Source organism: Streptomyces sp. NPDC111606 (assembly GCF_055656945.1).
Genome location: NZ_JBVKBY010000020.1, coordinates 59,602 through 73,687 on the forward strand (window position 1 = coordinate 59,602; position 14,086 = coordinate 73,687).

Below are 14,086 nucleotides of genomic sequence, written 5' to 3' on the forward strand. Positions count from 1 at the left end.
CAGGGTCCTCAGCTTTGTTCACGGGGCGTCGGGGTCAAAGACCTGGGCGGCCTCGATACTGCTCAGATCGATCTCGCCCCAGCCGCCGCTTTCCTCCGCCGGCTCGGACGGGGCGGGAACGACTGCAAGGGGCGGGTGGTCATCCACCGGGGCCTCTCCGCGGTCGATGTCGCGGGCCTGGGCAGCGGCGCGGTGCTGGTCGCGGGTGTGGCGTTTGCGGTCGGTGCGTGTCCAGGTTTCCGGGGCATCGGTGCGGTTCTGGAGTTCGGTGAGGGCCCGGGCCACCTCGTCTTGGTCCTGCGGGGCCCGCTCGCGCAGGGCGATGAGGCGTTTGGCTTCGCGCAGCGTGATGTCGGTGAACGGCTGGTGCTCGGCCAGCGCGTGTGTCCAGCGCAGGACGTGCCAGTGGCCGTCGGCCGGGTCCAGGAAGTAGGCGTGCAGGAGGTTCCTGGGGTCATAGCGGATCGGCCACAGCTGGTCAGGGTAGGGCGACTTGGCCTTGCGGTACTGGTAGAGGATGTCCGCGTTGTAGGTGAGGTGGTTCAGTTCGACGCCGTAGGGGTGGATGACGCGGCCCGCGATCGGCAGCAGCTCGAAGTACATGTTTGCCTCGCGCGGGCAGTCCACGTAGCCGGCCGATCCCAGCGCCATGGCGTACGCCTCGTTCGGTGAGACGTTCAGGTCGGGAAAGCCGTGCAGGGTCAGCCCGCGGTGATGCTTGCGCTGGTAGACGGCGATGACGTACTCGGCGAAGAACTCGGCCAGCTCGTCGATGCTCCAGCGGGCCTGATCCTCGACGGTGCGGCCGCGGTGGGCGACGTTGAAGCCCTTGTAGCCGGCGACGTGCTCGGAGTACTGCTGGCGGATGGTCAGAAACAGCCGCTCCACGTGCGGCTTGTCTGTGGGCTGCAGCTTGCGGGCGTCCTGCAGATCGATCTTCCAGCGCGCGCACGCGCGCTCGACGACGTCGGACTTGTAGGGCTTGCCGTGGTCGTACAGCAGCGTCTCGGGATAGATCACGGGCCGGGCGGCCGCCTGTGTCAGGCGCTCATCGACACTGATCAGCCGCTCGGCCGGGATGCGGAGCATCTGGTAGCGCAGCGCGTCGTCCCAGCCGGGCCGCATGAGTTCCGGCGTCATGGTGTCCGCCAGCAGCAGGCCGATGTCGATGGCTTTGGTACCCAGCGGGGTCAGCCGCCAGGCCAGCAGGGAGCGGGTGGCGACATCGAGGGCGACGGTGAGTTCCACACTGATCGTGCCGCCGCTGCCGGGGTCGAAGGCCAGGACATCGAGCGGGGTGGTGTCCAGCATGACGACCTCGCCGGGCCGGGTGGCGAGCACGTTGCCGAACGGCCGGTCGGGCTGGTTGGCCGCCGAGGCCCGCTGATAGGCGGGGGCGGCCGGAGAGGTGTCCAGCAGGTGGGCGACAGCGCGACGGAAGGTGTCCCGGCCGGGCAGCGGCACCGTGCCGGCGCCGTGTTCAGCGTTCAGGCGGTTCTGGGTGCGGCGGAAGAAGCGGCTGCCGATCGTCGCGGTGCTGTCGGCGCGCTCGGCTGCGGCCTGGTCCCTGATCGCCTGGATCACCCGCGGATCGAGATTGCGCAGCGGGTTGCGGATGCGGGCCTTGCGCTTGTCCACCAGCCCCCACAGGCCCTGCTCCGTGCGCCGGGCCCACAGCTTCCACAGCCACCGGTCCGAGACCCCCAGTTCCTCGGCCTTGGAGTGGATGCGGGTTCGCTGCGGCAGGGCCGGATCGTAGGGCGCGCGGGGCTCGTCCGGCTCCGCGGTGAGGGGGTCGCCGGAGCGATAGCCCGTCACGGCCTCCAGCAGGTGCCCTTCCAGCGCCAGGGCGGCCTTCTTGGCGTTCTCATCAAGGCCATCCAGCACACCGGCTGGATCCAGCCCCGACCCGTCCCCATCCAGGGTCCGAGGCGGTGGTTCGACGGCCGCGCGGAAGCTGTCGTCCGCCAGGAGGACGGCGAGCATGATGGTCTGCATCCGGCCGGTCTCTGAGCGCAGCCGCACCGTGAGGCCGTCCAGCCCGGCCACCTGATGCAGCTCGTCCTCGAACTCGATCCAGTCGGTGGCCGCGAGACGGTGACTGCTCATGCCTCACCCTCACGGCAGGCGGTGCGCACGGTGGTGTGGTCGCGCAACGGGCGGGTCGCATCGAAGACCAGATTGTGGTGCCACATCAGGTGGTAGACCACCGCCCGGGCCAGCTCGGGGACCGGCTGGAAGCTCACCAGTTGCCCGATGGCCATGGGACTGCGGGCGAGCTGGAGCAGCGGGTCGGCCAGGGGTTTGCCGGCCCGCAGGGGGCGGCGGTATCCGGCGAGCCACGCGACGGTGGCCCAGCGCAATGCGGCTGGCTCGCCCACCATGGCGTAGTCCCAGCCGATCCGCTCGCACAGTTCCTCGGTCCGTCGGGCTTGCTGCACCACGGCGGGGGCGTGGATGCGATCGTCGTGCTTCACGTCCACCACCAGTGCCGAACCATCGCGTCGACGCACGAAAAGGTCGGGGGTGTGCACCCACAGGCCCGCCTCGTCCTCACCCTCGATCAGGAAGGGCTGGGCGGAGAATGCGGCCACGTCGGCGTCGAAGTCCAACAGCTTCATCCACTTCGACTCCAGGAAGGACTCATACCCCAGCACGCGGTCGGTGCTGGCCGCCCAGTATTTCCCCGGGGTGTGCCACTGGCCGGCGTAGGAGGAGAACGTCCGGGCCGGCAGTGCGTCCTCGAAACACACCTCGCCCGCGGCCGCGGCCGCCACCCGGTGTTCTTGCCTGTCCGGGTCGAGGTAGAGCAGATGGACACGGTCGCGGGCAGCCCGCACGGGCCGCAAGGTACGCGGACTCCGTAAGGTCATGCGCTTCCTCTCCGGGCGAGACGGCTCATCCCCCAGGCGACCAGGGCCTGTTCGGTCTCGACGAGCAGGTTGGTGTGAAAACGGCGCCATCCCTCGCGCACCGACGCGGTACTGGTGCAGTCCTCCCAGCCCAGGGCGTAGGCAGGTGCTTCGCGCACGTCGCCGGCGGTGAAGTACTGCCACACCCACGCAGCGGCATGCCGCTGCCGCTGCCACGTCACATCCCGTCCCAGCGGGTGAAAGATGGGGGCCAGGGCGCGGTGGGGGATCTCTCGCAGATCACCGAACGCGGCCCGGCGGGCAGCGTAGTTCACCAACCCGCGTTTGTGTAACCGGCCCATCACCGTCCGCACATCTGCCCAGAACCCCTCAGGGTCGGCGATCCGCTGGACCAGGGTGTTGCTCGCGCGTGCTGCCCGGCACGCATCCATCTCCAGCGCAACCGCGGCCTCCCTCCAGCTACCGGCCCCTGCCAGCCGGGCGAGCGCCAGAGCCGTCAGACGCCTCCCTGACACCTCGGCCGTGCCGGGCAGATGTCTCGCCATCAGCTCCCGGTAGTCACCCGGGTCGGCCAGATGCGGGATGTGCCGGACTTCAAGCCCTGGCGCCGCAACAGTCCGCAGGGCCCCGGCCACCCGGGACGTCCGCGGGGTGACGGCGGCCGTCATACGGTCCACAACAGCAGGCCGAGGCAACCGCCGCAGCGGGTCGCCACCGCCCACCACGCGACGCTGCGCGGTCGCCCGCTCGACCCAAGCACCCAACGAAGAGCCAGAGTCCGCGCCGGAGACACTGAGCACCCGGTCGGCGAGCGCGAGCACTGCCAGGGCCCGGGCCGCGGACGCGGGCATCGCCGCGAGCTCGCTGCCGCCGCCACCGCGCGGCCGGCCCGCCCGCCGCCGCTGGTCATCAAGGAACGCCTCGGCCACGAAACCGGGCAGGTCAGCGACATCGTCACCAGTGGCAGCAAGCCTGGCCAGCGCGGTCACATAGCGCAAGGCAGCGAACCAGTCAGCCACCCCCACCCGCTCGCCGCCCACCGAGGCCGACGCGCCCTCCGCAACAGCCAGCACCCGGCACTGAACATCCACCAAAGACCCGGGGACCACCCGGGTAGGTATGTCGGCCAACCGCAGGCGGCACAGACCCGCACGCCCCCTCGGACCGAACGGCGGCCGATTGACACATTCCCCCGCTGCCGGCAGTGGCGGACGGGTCAGCAACCCACGCGGACCACGCTCATTCCCCCGCAGCAGCCGCACACCACACCGCGGGCACACATCCACCAGCAGACACCGGTGCACCGGGCAGACCGCCGCGATGCCCAGACGCCACCACAACGGCCACACCCACTCCTGGGCGAGACACAGCGGGCAGGCCCTGCTCCAGGTCGGCATCATCCATTCCCGCGCGGCCACAAGCGTCAGCGACGCCTCCCGGCCCAACTCCACACCGGACAGGTCCAGTACGGTCCCCGAGTAGCGCTCCAACTGCATCTGCCGCAGCTCCGCTGCCCGCAGCCCCGTCGCATCCCGCAACCCGCCGAGGCTGGCCGGGGTGAGCGTGACGCCGAAAAAGAGAGGGCGCGTGGACGAAGCCCACTGCGTGCACTCCAACCCCAGAGCACGAGCTGCCACACCCGGCGGTACCTGAAGTACATCGGCGACGCGATCCACCCAGGAAGCGAACGCCTCGCCCCGTACTGGGCGGGGCACCGCCGGCAGGCGACGGGCCCGGGACACGGCGGCCGATCGCGTCACGCTCCGCCTCCCCAGCGGCAGGCGGAGGAGGAGCTGTCCGGCCGGACACACGACAAGCGTCGCTGCTCAGGGACAGCAGGACTTCCGCTCCAGGTTGGAGATTCGGGTGAGGGATGCATGGGCGCGAAGGTGCCAGCCGCCACGCCGTCCAACCGCTACCCGGCCCGCGAAGTACACCGATCGGCTGCACCTGAGGCAACAGCCGTCCGATTGTTCGTGCAACCGATCGACACAGCAGACTCGATCGGATGATTCCCGCCCGTGCGGCACTGCTGAACGGTTCACTGCGTGGCTGAACTCTTTACTGCGCACCGCAGTTTCGACTACCGCTCAACAGTTCGCTTGGCGACAGCGCCGACAACACGGGAACGGGACCGTGACAGCCTGAGCAGGTCGAAACGTCCATTGATGTACCGTATGACGCTGAACAGTTCACTGCGCTACTGAACTACATGCTGAACTCTTTACTGCGCTGCTGAACTCTTTTCTGCTGTTCAACAGTATCGATGCGGCGGGCGAAGTCGGCGGTCCGGGCTGAGCCGTAGGAGCATTCCTCGGTGCGGTGACGCGTTGGATGACCCCCGCGGCGGATGCCGGGTAAGTCGGTGCGGCTGCCGAAGGAGTGCACGTAGCCGGCCTTGGCGCGGCCGACGGTGAAGGCCAGGCGCAGGCCAAAACGGGTGCTTCGGCGATCAGGAGACGCAGGCAGGCCAATGGCGGTCGCGCGCCTGTCGGTGCCGACTGAGGCGTTGCCAACGCGGCGGCGAGGTCCCTGGGTTCAGGTCCATGCCGCGGTCAATATTCAGGGCGCATCGGGGTCAAGGAGCAACCCAGTGGCTGGAGTCAGGGGCAACAGGGCCGCCCGGGACCCGGCGCTCGACTCTGCACGAGCGGGGTCTGCCCTGACCAGGGAGAGCCTCAGCTGCCGAACGCACAAATGGCGGTCGGATTGGAAGGGTTCCGGCATGAACGGATCGGGCCCACGCGCCGTATCCTTACCCGATCGAGGTGCGCATTTGGTCGAATTCCTCGGTCTTCATGGGGTTTGTGCACACAGGTCGTGAGTACTGCGGCCATGGGGGGATGAGAGGCAACCATGACGGCGGCGAGTAACACGGTGCGTACAGGCACCATGCTTCCGGTTGACGCGGCGCGCTGGGCGATGTGGACGTTCGTCATCGTCAATGTGGTGATCGTCGAGGCGCTGTTCGTCAGCGCCGGGTCGGGCAAGAACGAGGTGCTCACGGTCGCCAAGTTCTTCGGCCTGCACGCGGCCCTGCTGATGCTGTTCCAGCTGCTGCTGGTGGCCCGGCTGCCGTGGCTGGACCGCCGCATCGGAATGGACCGGCTCACGGTGTGGCATCGCTGGGTCGGCTTCACCTTGCTGTGGACCGTCCTCACGCACGCCACTTTGGTGGTGCTCGGCTACGCGACTCTCGACGACGCGTCCATGGGGAAGACGTTCGTCGCGCTCAGCGGGGTGCCGGCCTCTCTGCTGGGCATGCTCGCAGTGGCGATCATCCTCGTGATCGCCGTGATCTCCACCCGGGGCCTGCGGCGCCGGCTGCAGTACGAGGTCTGGCACGGCCTGCACCTGCTGCTCTACGTGGCCCTGGGCCTGGCGTTCGTCCACCAGCTGCAGGAGACGACGACGTTCACGTCCTCCGCGTTCGCCACGGCCTACTGGTGGATCCTGTGGCTGTTCGCCTTCGGCGCGCTGCTGACCGGGCGCCTGGCCGTGCCGCTGTGGCGCAACGCCTACCACCAGTTCCGCGTCGCGGCCGTCGTGCCCGAGTCGGACAACGTGGTCTCGGTGTACGTCACCGGCCGACACCTCGACAGACTCCCCGCCCGAGCCGGCCAGTTCTGCATCTGGCGGTTCCCCGGGCACAACCACTGGTGGCTGGCCAACCCCTTCTCCCTGTCGGCGGCGCCCGGCGGCCAGGGACTGCGCCTCACGGCGAAGGCGGCGGGCATCGCCAGCGCGGGCCTGCGGGACGTCCCGGTCGGCAGCCGCGCCTTCGTCGAGGGCCCGTACGGTGCGTTCACCTCGTTGCACCGGTCCCGCCCCGGCGTGCTGCTGATCGCCGGCGGTGTGGGTATCACGCCCGTGCGGGCCATGCTCGAGGAGCAGACGACCGGAGACGTCGTCGTCCTGTACCGGGTACGTAGCGAGGCCGATGCCGTGCTGCTCGACGAGGTGCGTCACCTGGTCGCGCTACGGGGCGGAAGGTTGCAGCTGCTCACCGGCAGGACGGGTGAGGGCGGCGTCCCGCCGTTCGACCCGAGCAGCTTGTACCGGCTGGTCCCCGACATCACCCAACGCGACGTGTACGTCTGCGGGCCGCCGGCCATGACCAGGGCTGTGCTCGGCGGACTGCGAGAGTTGCGGGTCCCCGCGCGACAGGTGCACGCCGAGCGGTTCGGCCTGGCCTGACTCGGTAGTCGGCCCAACGTCCACGCCCCACCTCGGGCAACACGTGGGGGGGGCGGGCACAGGCCCTTCCTGGCGGGCGTCGCGCTCCAGCAGGTGCGGTGCCACCCCTCCTTGCTGACCGGTGCTGCACCTCATAGAGCGAGGCTCTCCGGCGCTGCGGACACCGGCGAACGCGACGTCGGGGGAGTTCCCCGGCGCCGCCTACGCCGTAGAGCTCGGTTGATACCGCGATGCAAAGCGACGTACGCCTGCGGCCCCGCTGCCCCCAGGAGACGGCCGTGGTCGACGTGTGCCGTGCCAGGCAGAACTCCTGAGGCGGCTTCATCCTCCGATGCCGGTGTTGCAGGGCCGAACCCCGGACCGCGTTCAAAGTGGTTCGTCCTCGGCTTCGCCGCGGGCCAGCGCCCGGGACTGCGGGGACTCTGTTGCCGTCGGCCTGTCCTTGTGGACCCGAATCGCGGATCACCCCGGCACCGCGGCGAGCAAGACGCCCAGGAACAGAGTTGTGAACCCGAACAGGCTGGGAGGACCTACGGGTGCGTCCCCCTCGCCAGGCCTTCGTGATCAGCACGAGCTTCTCGCCGGCGGGTCGACCGGCGGCACGACGCCAGCCGTGCGGTTGTCATCCGGAAGTCGGGCACCCGACGAGGGAGAGCGTGCGCCGGAAGACCTCCTCCGCATCCGCTCCGGTCGCGTCCACGAGGACCCTCTCCGGCACCTGTTCATGTATCCCCGGAGGAGGGCGGCGCTGCCCGACCGGCTGACGACGTGGAGCTCGGATCCGCGGGGCGTCCCTCTCGCCACCAGCCCACCAGACCTGCGGTCAGCTGCGCTGCGGCAAGCGGGGCGGACTCGGAGAACAGCTGAGGTATATGGCTGCTATCGAGATGGCATTACATCTGCGTCCCCCGGTCTAACGGCTGATCGGCGGGGCGATGACCAGCTCGGTGTCCGGGTCGTGGTCGATCTGCGCAGGGCCGCCGACGATCATGGTTGCTCGGGCCCACGGCTGTTCTCGCAGCATGAACGGCAGCTCTTCCAGCAGCCAATTCGCCACGTGCTCTCGCTGCTCGGGGGAGTCACCGTCGCGGACGGCCAATAGGCGCTCTTGCTCATCGAGGTCACCCTGCATCCACACCAAGGCGTCCAGCCACGCGGCGAGTTCCTCGCGGATGATGCCGGTGCCCTCGACCCAGATGAAGTCGGCGCCGGCGGGGATGATGATCGATCCGGGCCGGTCGTGGGTGGTCCAGGCAGCAGGGCGGAAGTCCACCGCCTCACCTCGGTGCATGGGTTGCAGGATGTTCTCGGCGAGTACGGTGCCCCAGTCGAAGTAGGCGTGGTTCCAGGCGATGTCGTCGGTGTGCACGATGGCAGAGTTGGGCACCACCTTGCGTAGACGCTCGGCCAGGGTCGTCTTGCCGGTGCCGCCACGGCCGTCGATCCCGATCACCCGCGGACGTCCAGTGACATCGGGTGATGCATCACGCAGCTGCCGGACGGCGTCCAGCACGGCCACCACTCGCCAGCCAACAGCCTCGGTCTCGCCAGAATGAAGACGCATCGACAACCTGTCTCCGGAGGTGAGGACACTCTTCCAGCCGCGAGGTCGGCTCGCTTCCTGCGTTCCCAGATCAGCGACTGAGACCTCGACCGGTTGGTGGCGGGGGGGCGGGGTCCTTCCTCGATTTCGCCGGTGTCTACTGGGCTTTTTTTCGGGGGTGTGGGCTGTGGCGGGGGACGAGCACCCGTCTTGTGTACGTCCGTGTGCGGGTTCTTGTCTGGTCAGCCGGCGTCGGTCCGCGGCCTGAGGGTGCTCGGCGTGTCGTGGCTGTGGCTGGAGTCGTTGAGTGTGGGGTCTGCTGCGGGTGTGTCGCGCGGCGGACTCAAGCGCCGTGGACAAGAGCTACCTCCTCCCCTCCCCTCCCCTCCCCTCCCCTCCCCTCCCCTCCCCTCCCCTCCCCTCCCCTCCCCTACATGGAACGTACGTCGGATCGCACCTTAACCACACGGGAGGCGTGTGGAGTTGAAGAGGGGCGCGCAAGCACCTGAATGCTCCTGCTCCACAGGCTGAACGCTCCGGGCCGGGATGCAGTGTGCTGGTTTCAGACGTAGCGGACGTTCTCCAGGCACGCCCGCCCTGGCTTGTCGTACCTGAGGTGAGGGCGGGCTCGGCTATACGCTGGAGCATAGGCGACGTGGTGCTGTTGCTGGTAGCGGTGCGCCTCATCGCGGCAGATGCCGCGCAGTTCGGCACGAAGGGGCCCAGTTTTGGTGGCAGTTCGCCACAGGGGCGGTGTGCCGACGGCGGCCTACTGCCTGCACCTGCACCACGCTCACTACAGCGAGACGAAGATGGCGTCCTTTGGGCAGCGCCAGGCTGTGACTCTCGCCAGCGCGGAAGGCCCGAACGTCACGCCTACCTCCCGCCAGATGCTGGATTTCCGCTCCCCGGCCCACAGCGGACTGTCTGCGCACTGGGCGCTGGAGCACCTCAAGAGCACCGACGCCGTGTACTGCCTCGAATCGGCAACCGCCGATGACTACGGCAGCGTCCCCCGCCCCGACCCGTCCCTCGCCGACGAACTCGCCGAGTACACAGGCTGAGTTCCAGCGATCCACCGTTCCCGCACGCCGCAGCCGCGAACGGCACCGGATACGGGGTGCCCCCGGAAAGGGGTGATCGAGGCTGACGCGCACGCGGCCGAGGCAGGCGAGGGTCCGCACATGCGGGGCCCTCGCCCAGGCGGGGCGTCGGTGCCCCAGTCGTTCACCGGGCCCCTGGGAGCGGATTTGCGTTAAGTGCAACATGGATCAAATGAAGGCCTGCGGCTCCTGGACGGGTTACGCAGGGCCGACACCCGCGACGTTCCATGACCGCATCCAGCGTCTCCAGTTGGAGGCCTGGTTCTGTCGCAGGCCACGGCCGTGGTCAGAACTCGAGCTGTTCACATACCTCGGCAGCCAGTCGATCGGCGTCATCGAGGGCGGCGGTGAGCGTGTCCGGGGTATTGCCGAGCGCGGAGAACAGTTCGTGGGCCCGCTCGGCGAAATCGGCTGGTTCGACGGCAAGTTCTCCCGCGGCCCGAACCATCCCCTTCTCGTTGAGCACCCAACACCTGGCCTGAGCATGGAGCGCCTGCGTGAGAAGCCCAATCGCGCGGAAGAGGCAACCTGCGACATAGAAGGCGTCGCCGTGAGCCGCACCCTTACGGGCGCCAGCCAGGACGAACGGCGTCTCCCAGCGCGCGTTGGTGATGAGCGCTTCGCGTAGCAGTTGGGGATAGCTGTGAGTCTGCCGGTGCAGGGTCTGCAGTTCACCGCTCGGATCAGCGAGGATGCGTCCAAGGGCCACCTCACCGACGTAGGCGTGGGAATAGAACCCCAGTGGGTGGCCGGGCTGGACGCCTACCTCGAACTGCCCCTCCTGGCACTGCCGCCAGATCCGATGCACCCGGTCCAGATCTCGGTAGATCCAGTCCACGTGGTGACCGTTGATGGTCAGCCAGGCGCCGCCGTCGACCCACGGCCCCCAGCCACCCGGCTCAGTCACGTCGACGGGCTCGCCGGTCAGCTCGGCGGCGAGCAGGCGCAGGGCATCAGTGTCGAGGGGCGGCCGGTAGTACAGGCCCAGATCGTAGTCGGAGTCAGGACGATGCGTGCCCCTCGCCCGGCTTCCTCCCAAACAGACTCCGACAACGCCACTGGCGGCGGTCAACCGATCCGCGATCTCCACCAAGCGATCCACAACCCGGATTCTGCAGAACCACGCCACCTCCTGCGACCGAATTACCAGGAGCCCTCAGCCTCAGCGCAAGTACATGTGCAACAACGACCTGATCCGGCCGGGCGGGAAACCAAGCGTGGGCATTCGAGTGGGACGGGTGCTGGCCGGGGCTTCAGGACACGTCGTTGGTGGCAGGCCGAGGCCCGAAGAGGGAAAGACAAGCTGTGGCGATCGCGGCCAGGACGAGGACGACCGGTGGGAACGCGCCCCACGCTGGGGCATGCTTCAGCAGGACGGCGGAGAGGGCGGCGCCCGCAATGAGCCCGACGAAGCGCAGCGGGACCCAGATGCCCGGTCGGCCGGTTTTGACGCCCTTGGTGATGAAGGTGGCCAGAGTGCCCGTCAGGTATGTGGTGGACGCGGCAGCGTGGCCGGCGGCGACCATCGCGGCAGACTGCGAGCCCATGACCAGTGCAGCTCCGCACTGCAGGACATCTCGTGCTCTCTCGCCGGGCGCGCCACCGGTCAGCCCCCAGAACAGCGCGCCGACAGCGAGCAGAAGCACGTCGACGCCGAGGACGAGCATGACCCGCCGGGGCCAGCGGGTGGTGCGGGCGGTGCAATGGCGGGTAAACACTGCGACGACCAGTACGCCGGCGGCGAAGCCCGCGAGTGCCAGCGCTGCCGCCTTCACGCCCGCGGCCTCGGCCCGGCCTACGGCCATGCCGAGCAGGGCGAGGTTACTGGTCATGACTCCTGCGAAGACCTTGTCGAGTGCAAGGAAAGAAACGGCTTCCACTGCACCGGACGCGGCGACCAGCAGCACCACGGCGATGCGCAGAGATCGTCCATGGCTGCGGGCCCTCGACTGCGCCTGCTGGTCCACAGCTCCCCCGGAGGCTCATCGCTCAAGGCGGTCACTCAAGGTCAGCCATCGTAACTCCGCCGCTTTGCCGGGCCCGGAACAGCACACGGGCCCGGACTGCACTTTCGCTTAGAGATCGGCGGACGTCGGTACCGGCGGGCTCCACGATGGTGACTCGATACCGAAGGCCGCAGCGTCGTGCGCGGTCGCCTCGGTGAAGCCCTCGATACCTCACTGTCCCCCACTCCAGAGGCTGCTGCGCCGTCTCCCGACCGAAACCGCTGGTGATTGGGCACTCGCCGCCTGCGCCCAATCTCCTACGCCGCCGCCATCCGCCCCGCAGGCGCCCCCGCCGACAGCCTCTCGACCAGCTCCAGCAGGTCCCGGTTGCACGTCCTGTATCTGCCGCGTTCCTGGACTGCGGACACAGCCCGCTGCCGTGCGGTCGGGATCCCCGATGGCGTCGCCTTCGCCACGAAACCCGCCCTCGCCGCAGGCATGGTCGGCCGAGCCCTGGACGCCGGGGCCCTCGAGTCCTGGGTGGCCGGCGACGAGATCTAAGGAGGGAACCCGCACCTGCAAACCGAGCTGGAGAGACGCGAGATCGGCTACGTACTCGCCGTCGCCAGGCAAAGCGACGAGTAGGGGAAAGATCATACGGTCGAACCCTCTGGACGCTCAGTGGTGATCCGAGTGCCCAGCGGGCCGACCATCACGGCCCCGCTCAGCACTCGCTCCGTAGCCACCCTGTAGTCAGGCGGAACCGTGACGCCGCACTCCCCGCTGGCGTGGGCCCAGGTCGTCCTCGCTCTCGGGACTATGGCTTACGGCTTTGGAGTTCATGCCGTCCAGCGCCGCTGACCGGCCTCGGTGAGTCCCCCTCAGGCGGCGGCGTTGCAGGTGCGAGTACTGGAGCGTGCGCAGGGGACGGCGAGAGTCTCTACTCCCGGCCATGCCCCGGCTGAGCAGGGTGTGGCGGGCCGTCGGTCGGTGCTTGGCCGGCTGCGCTCGCCCTGCACCGGAACAGTCGGCTGGCATGACGTCAGCCTGAGGCTCAGTCAGGGTGATGAGGACCGGTAAGGTAATGCTCTTCGGGCTGCTTGGCTCCGGAGTCCTAAAGGCGACTGCCAATGAATCTCCGCCCCCTGGCTGCTGTTTCCGATGACGCGATACACGGCGTGTGGCGGCTTCCCACTGCTGATGCGATGCGGGGGCACCGCGCCCTTTGGTGGAGCATCGGACCTGCCGGTGAGCTCGCAGTCCTACTGGTCCACCGGCGATATCTGAATCGCTCCCCCTATGCCAAGGGGTGGATCGGGTGGGGACCGGAACTCCCGTTCACGGGTGAGCTTGTCACCGTTACGGGACAGGAGGAGCGACGCATCCTGGTGGAGGACATTCGGATGCGGCCCAGTCATTTGGCCCTGCTTCCGGATTCCCGATTCCTGCTGGTGAGCGGGCGTACGTTCCGCAGCGAGACCGAGGGGTCCTGGGCGTCCAACGCGGTGGTGTTCTCCCCGTCCGGAACACCTGAGGCCGAGTTCTGCGTCGGTGACGACATTGTCGCCTTGGTCACCGACGCCCACGGACGCATCTGGACGGCTCATGGTGATGAGGGCATCTACGGCGGGCACCCCGAGTCAGGAGCGGGCCTCGCAGGCTGGGACGCCCAGGGCCGGATCTCCTGGGCTCCCGAGGGTCGGCTGCCCGACCACCCGCTGGAAGGCTGCACCGCCGCGACCGAGAACGGACAGGTATGGCTCGTCTGGTACTCCGGCAGCAGCAGAGGCGGCACCTTCCTGACACGGATCACGCCGTCCACCGGCGACGTCGCCAGCTACCCCAGCCCCGTCCCCGCCCCGGACGGAATCGCGGTCCGCGACAACAGGGCAGTACTTACCCGCCGTAACCACAACAAGCGATCCGTTGAACTCATACGCGCCGAGCTGAACGGCACCACCTGGACAGTAACCAGCCGCCGTCGGCTACGAGCGCCCGGCCGAGTCGTCATGCGCTGCGGCCAAGGCCGCGACGGTTTCCTCTGGCTCCGCGCAGGCAACACCTGGCTGCGCATAGGAGCATGAACAATCCGGGCAGCATGACGGGCGGTCCAGGGCTTCTCTTGTGGATCACGTCGCGCAAGTCATGGACCATAACTGATCGTTTCAGAATGAAGTTCGCTGTGGGGCTTGGCAGTTGGGTGTTGTGTCGGCAGGATCTGTCATGTGTCCGCTGAGCTTGTGCCTGATGACCTGTGGGAACGAGTGGCTCCGCTGTTACCTGCTCGTCCGCCCAGACGGCATCGGCATCCCGGGCGGTTGCCGGCGGATGACCGCGCTGCGCTGAGAGGCATCGTTTACGTGCTGTGCAAGAGCGTGAGCTGGCGGGATGTTCCGGCTGAACAGGTCGGCTGCAGCGGAGTGA

Annotated in this window: 10 protein-coding genes and 1 pseudogene; 5 read left to right on the forward strand and 6 right to left on the reverse strand. The window is 68.4% G+C overall.

The features are described from left to right. Positions 1-18: 18 nt before the first annotated feature. Genes ACZ7M7_RS42615 through ACZ7M7_RS42625 form a run of 3 tightly spaced genes read right to left on the reverse strand, consistent with a single transcriptional unit; the run spans position 19 to position 4,684 of the window. Complete coding sequence (locus ACZ7M7_RS42615; protein WP_472126957.1) at positions 19-2,109, reverse strand: Mu transposase C-terminal domain-containing protein; 2,091 nt, start codon at positions 2,107-2,109, stop codon at positions 19-21. After that, complete coding sequence (locus ACZ7M7_RS42620) at positions 2,106-2,840, reverse strand: TnsA-like heteromeric transposase endonuclease subunit (RefSeq protein WP_472126960.1); 735 nt, start codon at positions 2,838-2,840, stop codon at positions 2,106-2,108. The genes ACZ7M7_RS42615 and ACZ7M7_RS42620 overlap by 4 nt, the downstream gene beginning before the upstream one ends. 29 nt (positions 2,841-2,869) lie before the next feature. Next, on the reverse strand, positions 2,870-4,684 hold the full coding sequence (locus tag ACZ7M7_RS42625) for a TniQ family protein (RefSeq protein WP_472126963.1): 1,815 nt from the start codon (positions 4,682-4,684) through the stop codon (positions 2,870-2,872). 1,045 nt (positions 4,685-5,729) lie between these two features. Between ACZ7M7_RS42625 and ACZ7M7_RS42630 the strand changes: the two genes are divergently transcribed. Next, entirely contained in the window at positions 5,730-7,070 is a 1,341-nt protein-coding gene (locus ACZ7M7_RS42630) for a ferredoxin reductase family protein (protein ID WP_472126966.1), read from the forward strand. Positions 7,071-7,983: 913 nt separating this feature from the next. On the opposite strand, the gene ACZ7M7_RS42635 is transcribed toward ACZ7M7_RS42630, so the two are convergent. After that, complete coding sequence (locus tag ACZ7M7_RS42635) at positions 7,984-8,634, reverse strand: uridine kinase family protein (RefSeq protein WP_472126969.1); 651 nt, start codon at positions 8,632-8,634, stop codon at positions 7,984-7,986. 710 nt (positions 8,635-9,344) lie between these two features. Between ACZ7M7_RS42635 and ACZ7M7_RS42640 the strand changes: the two genes are divergently transcribed. Then, positions 9,345-9,677 carry a hypothetical protein gene (locus ACZ7M7_RS42640; RefSeq protein ID WP_472126972.1) on the forward strand — a complete coding sequence of 111 codons (333 nt, stop codon included), beginning with the start codon at positions 9,345-9,347 and terminating at the stop codon, positions 9,675-9,677. Positions 9,678-10,002: 325 nt separating this feature from the next. On the opposite strand, the gene ACZ7M7_RS42645 is transcribed toward ACZ7M7_RS42640, so the two are convergent. Both ACZ7M7_RS42645 and ACZ7M7_RS42650 read right to left on the reverse strand, forming a co-directional pair. Then, a complete protein-coding gene (locus tag ACZ7M7_RS42645; RefSeq protein WP_472126999.1) occupies positions 10,003-10,800 on the reverse strand; it encodes a nucleotidyltransferase domain-containing protein in 798 nt (265 codons plus the stop codon). Positions 10,801-10,969: 169 nt separating this feature from the next. Then, positions 10,970-11,683, reverse strand: coding sequence for a DUF1275 family protein (locus tag ACZ7M7_RS42650; protein ID WP_472126975.1), 714 nt, complete (start codon positions 11,681-11,683; stop codon positions 10,970-10,972). A 375-nt stretch (positions 11,684-12,058) separates the two neighbouring features. On the opposite strand from ACZ7M7_RS42650, the pseudogene ACZ7M7_RS42655 reads away from it, so the two are divergent. From ACZ7M7_RS42655 to ACZ7M7_RS42665, 3 genes and pseudogenes are all read left to right on the forward strand, one after another. Continuing rightward, positions 12,059-12,289: pseudogene (locus tag ACZ7M7_RS42655) on the forward strand (transposase); the annotation flags it as partial. 776 nt (positions 12,290-13,065) lie between these two features. Next, entirely contained in the window at positions 13,066-13,746 is a 681-nt protein-coding gene (locus tag ACZ7M7_RS42660) for a hypothetical protein (RefSeq protein WP_472126978.1), read from the forward strand. Between the two features lie 141 nt (positions 13,747-13,887). After that, on the forward strand, positions 13,888-14,086 hold a 199-nt coding region (locus ACZ7M7_RS42665; RefSeq protein ID WP_472126982.1), incomplete at its 3' end, for a transposase.

What these genes read in the sequence shown, in the direction of transcription:
- ACZ7M7_RS42635 (WP_472126969.1), bottom strand. Translation starts at nt 8,634, where the DNA reads ATGCGTCTTCATTCTGGCGAGACCGAGGCTGTTGGCTGGCGAGTGGTG.
- ACZ7M7_RS42630 (WP_472126966.1), top strand. Translation starts at nt 5,730, where the DNA reads ATGACGGCGGCGAGTAACACGGTGCGTACAGGCACCATGCTTCCGGTT.
- ACZ7M7_RS42660 (WP_472126978.1), top strand. Translation starts at nt 13,066, where the DNA reads ATGCGGCCCAGTCATTTGGCCCTGCTTCCGGATTCCCGATTCCTGCTG.
- ACZ7M7_RS42615 (WP_472126957.1), bottom strand. Translation starts at nt 2,109, where the DNA reads ATGAGCAGTCACCGTCTCGCGGCCACCGACTGGATCGAGTTCGAGGAC.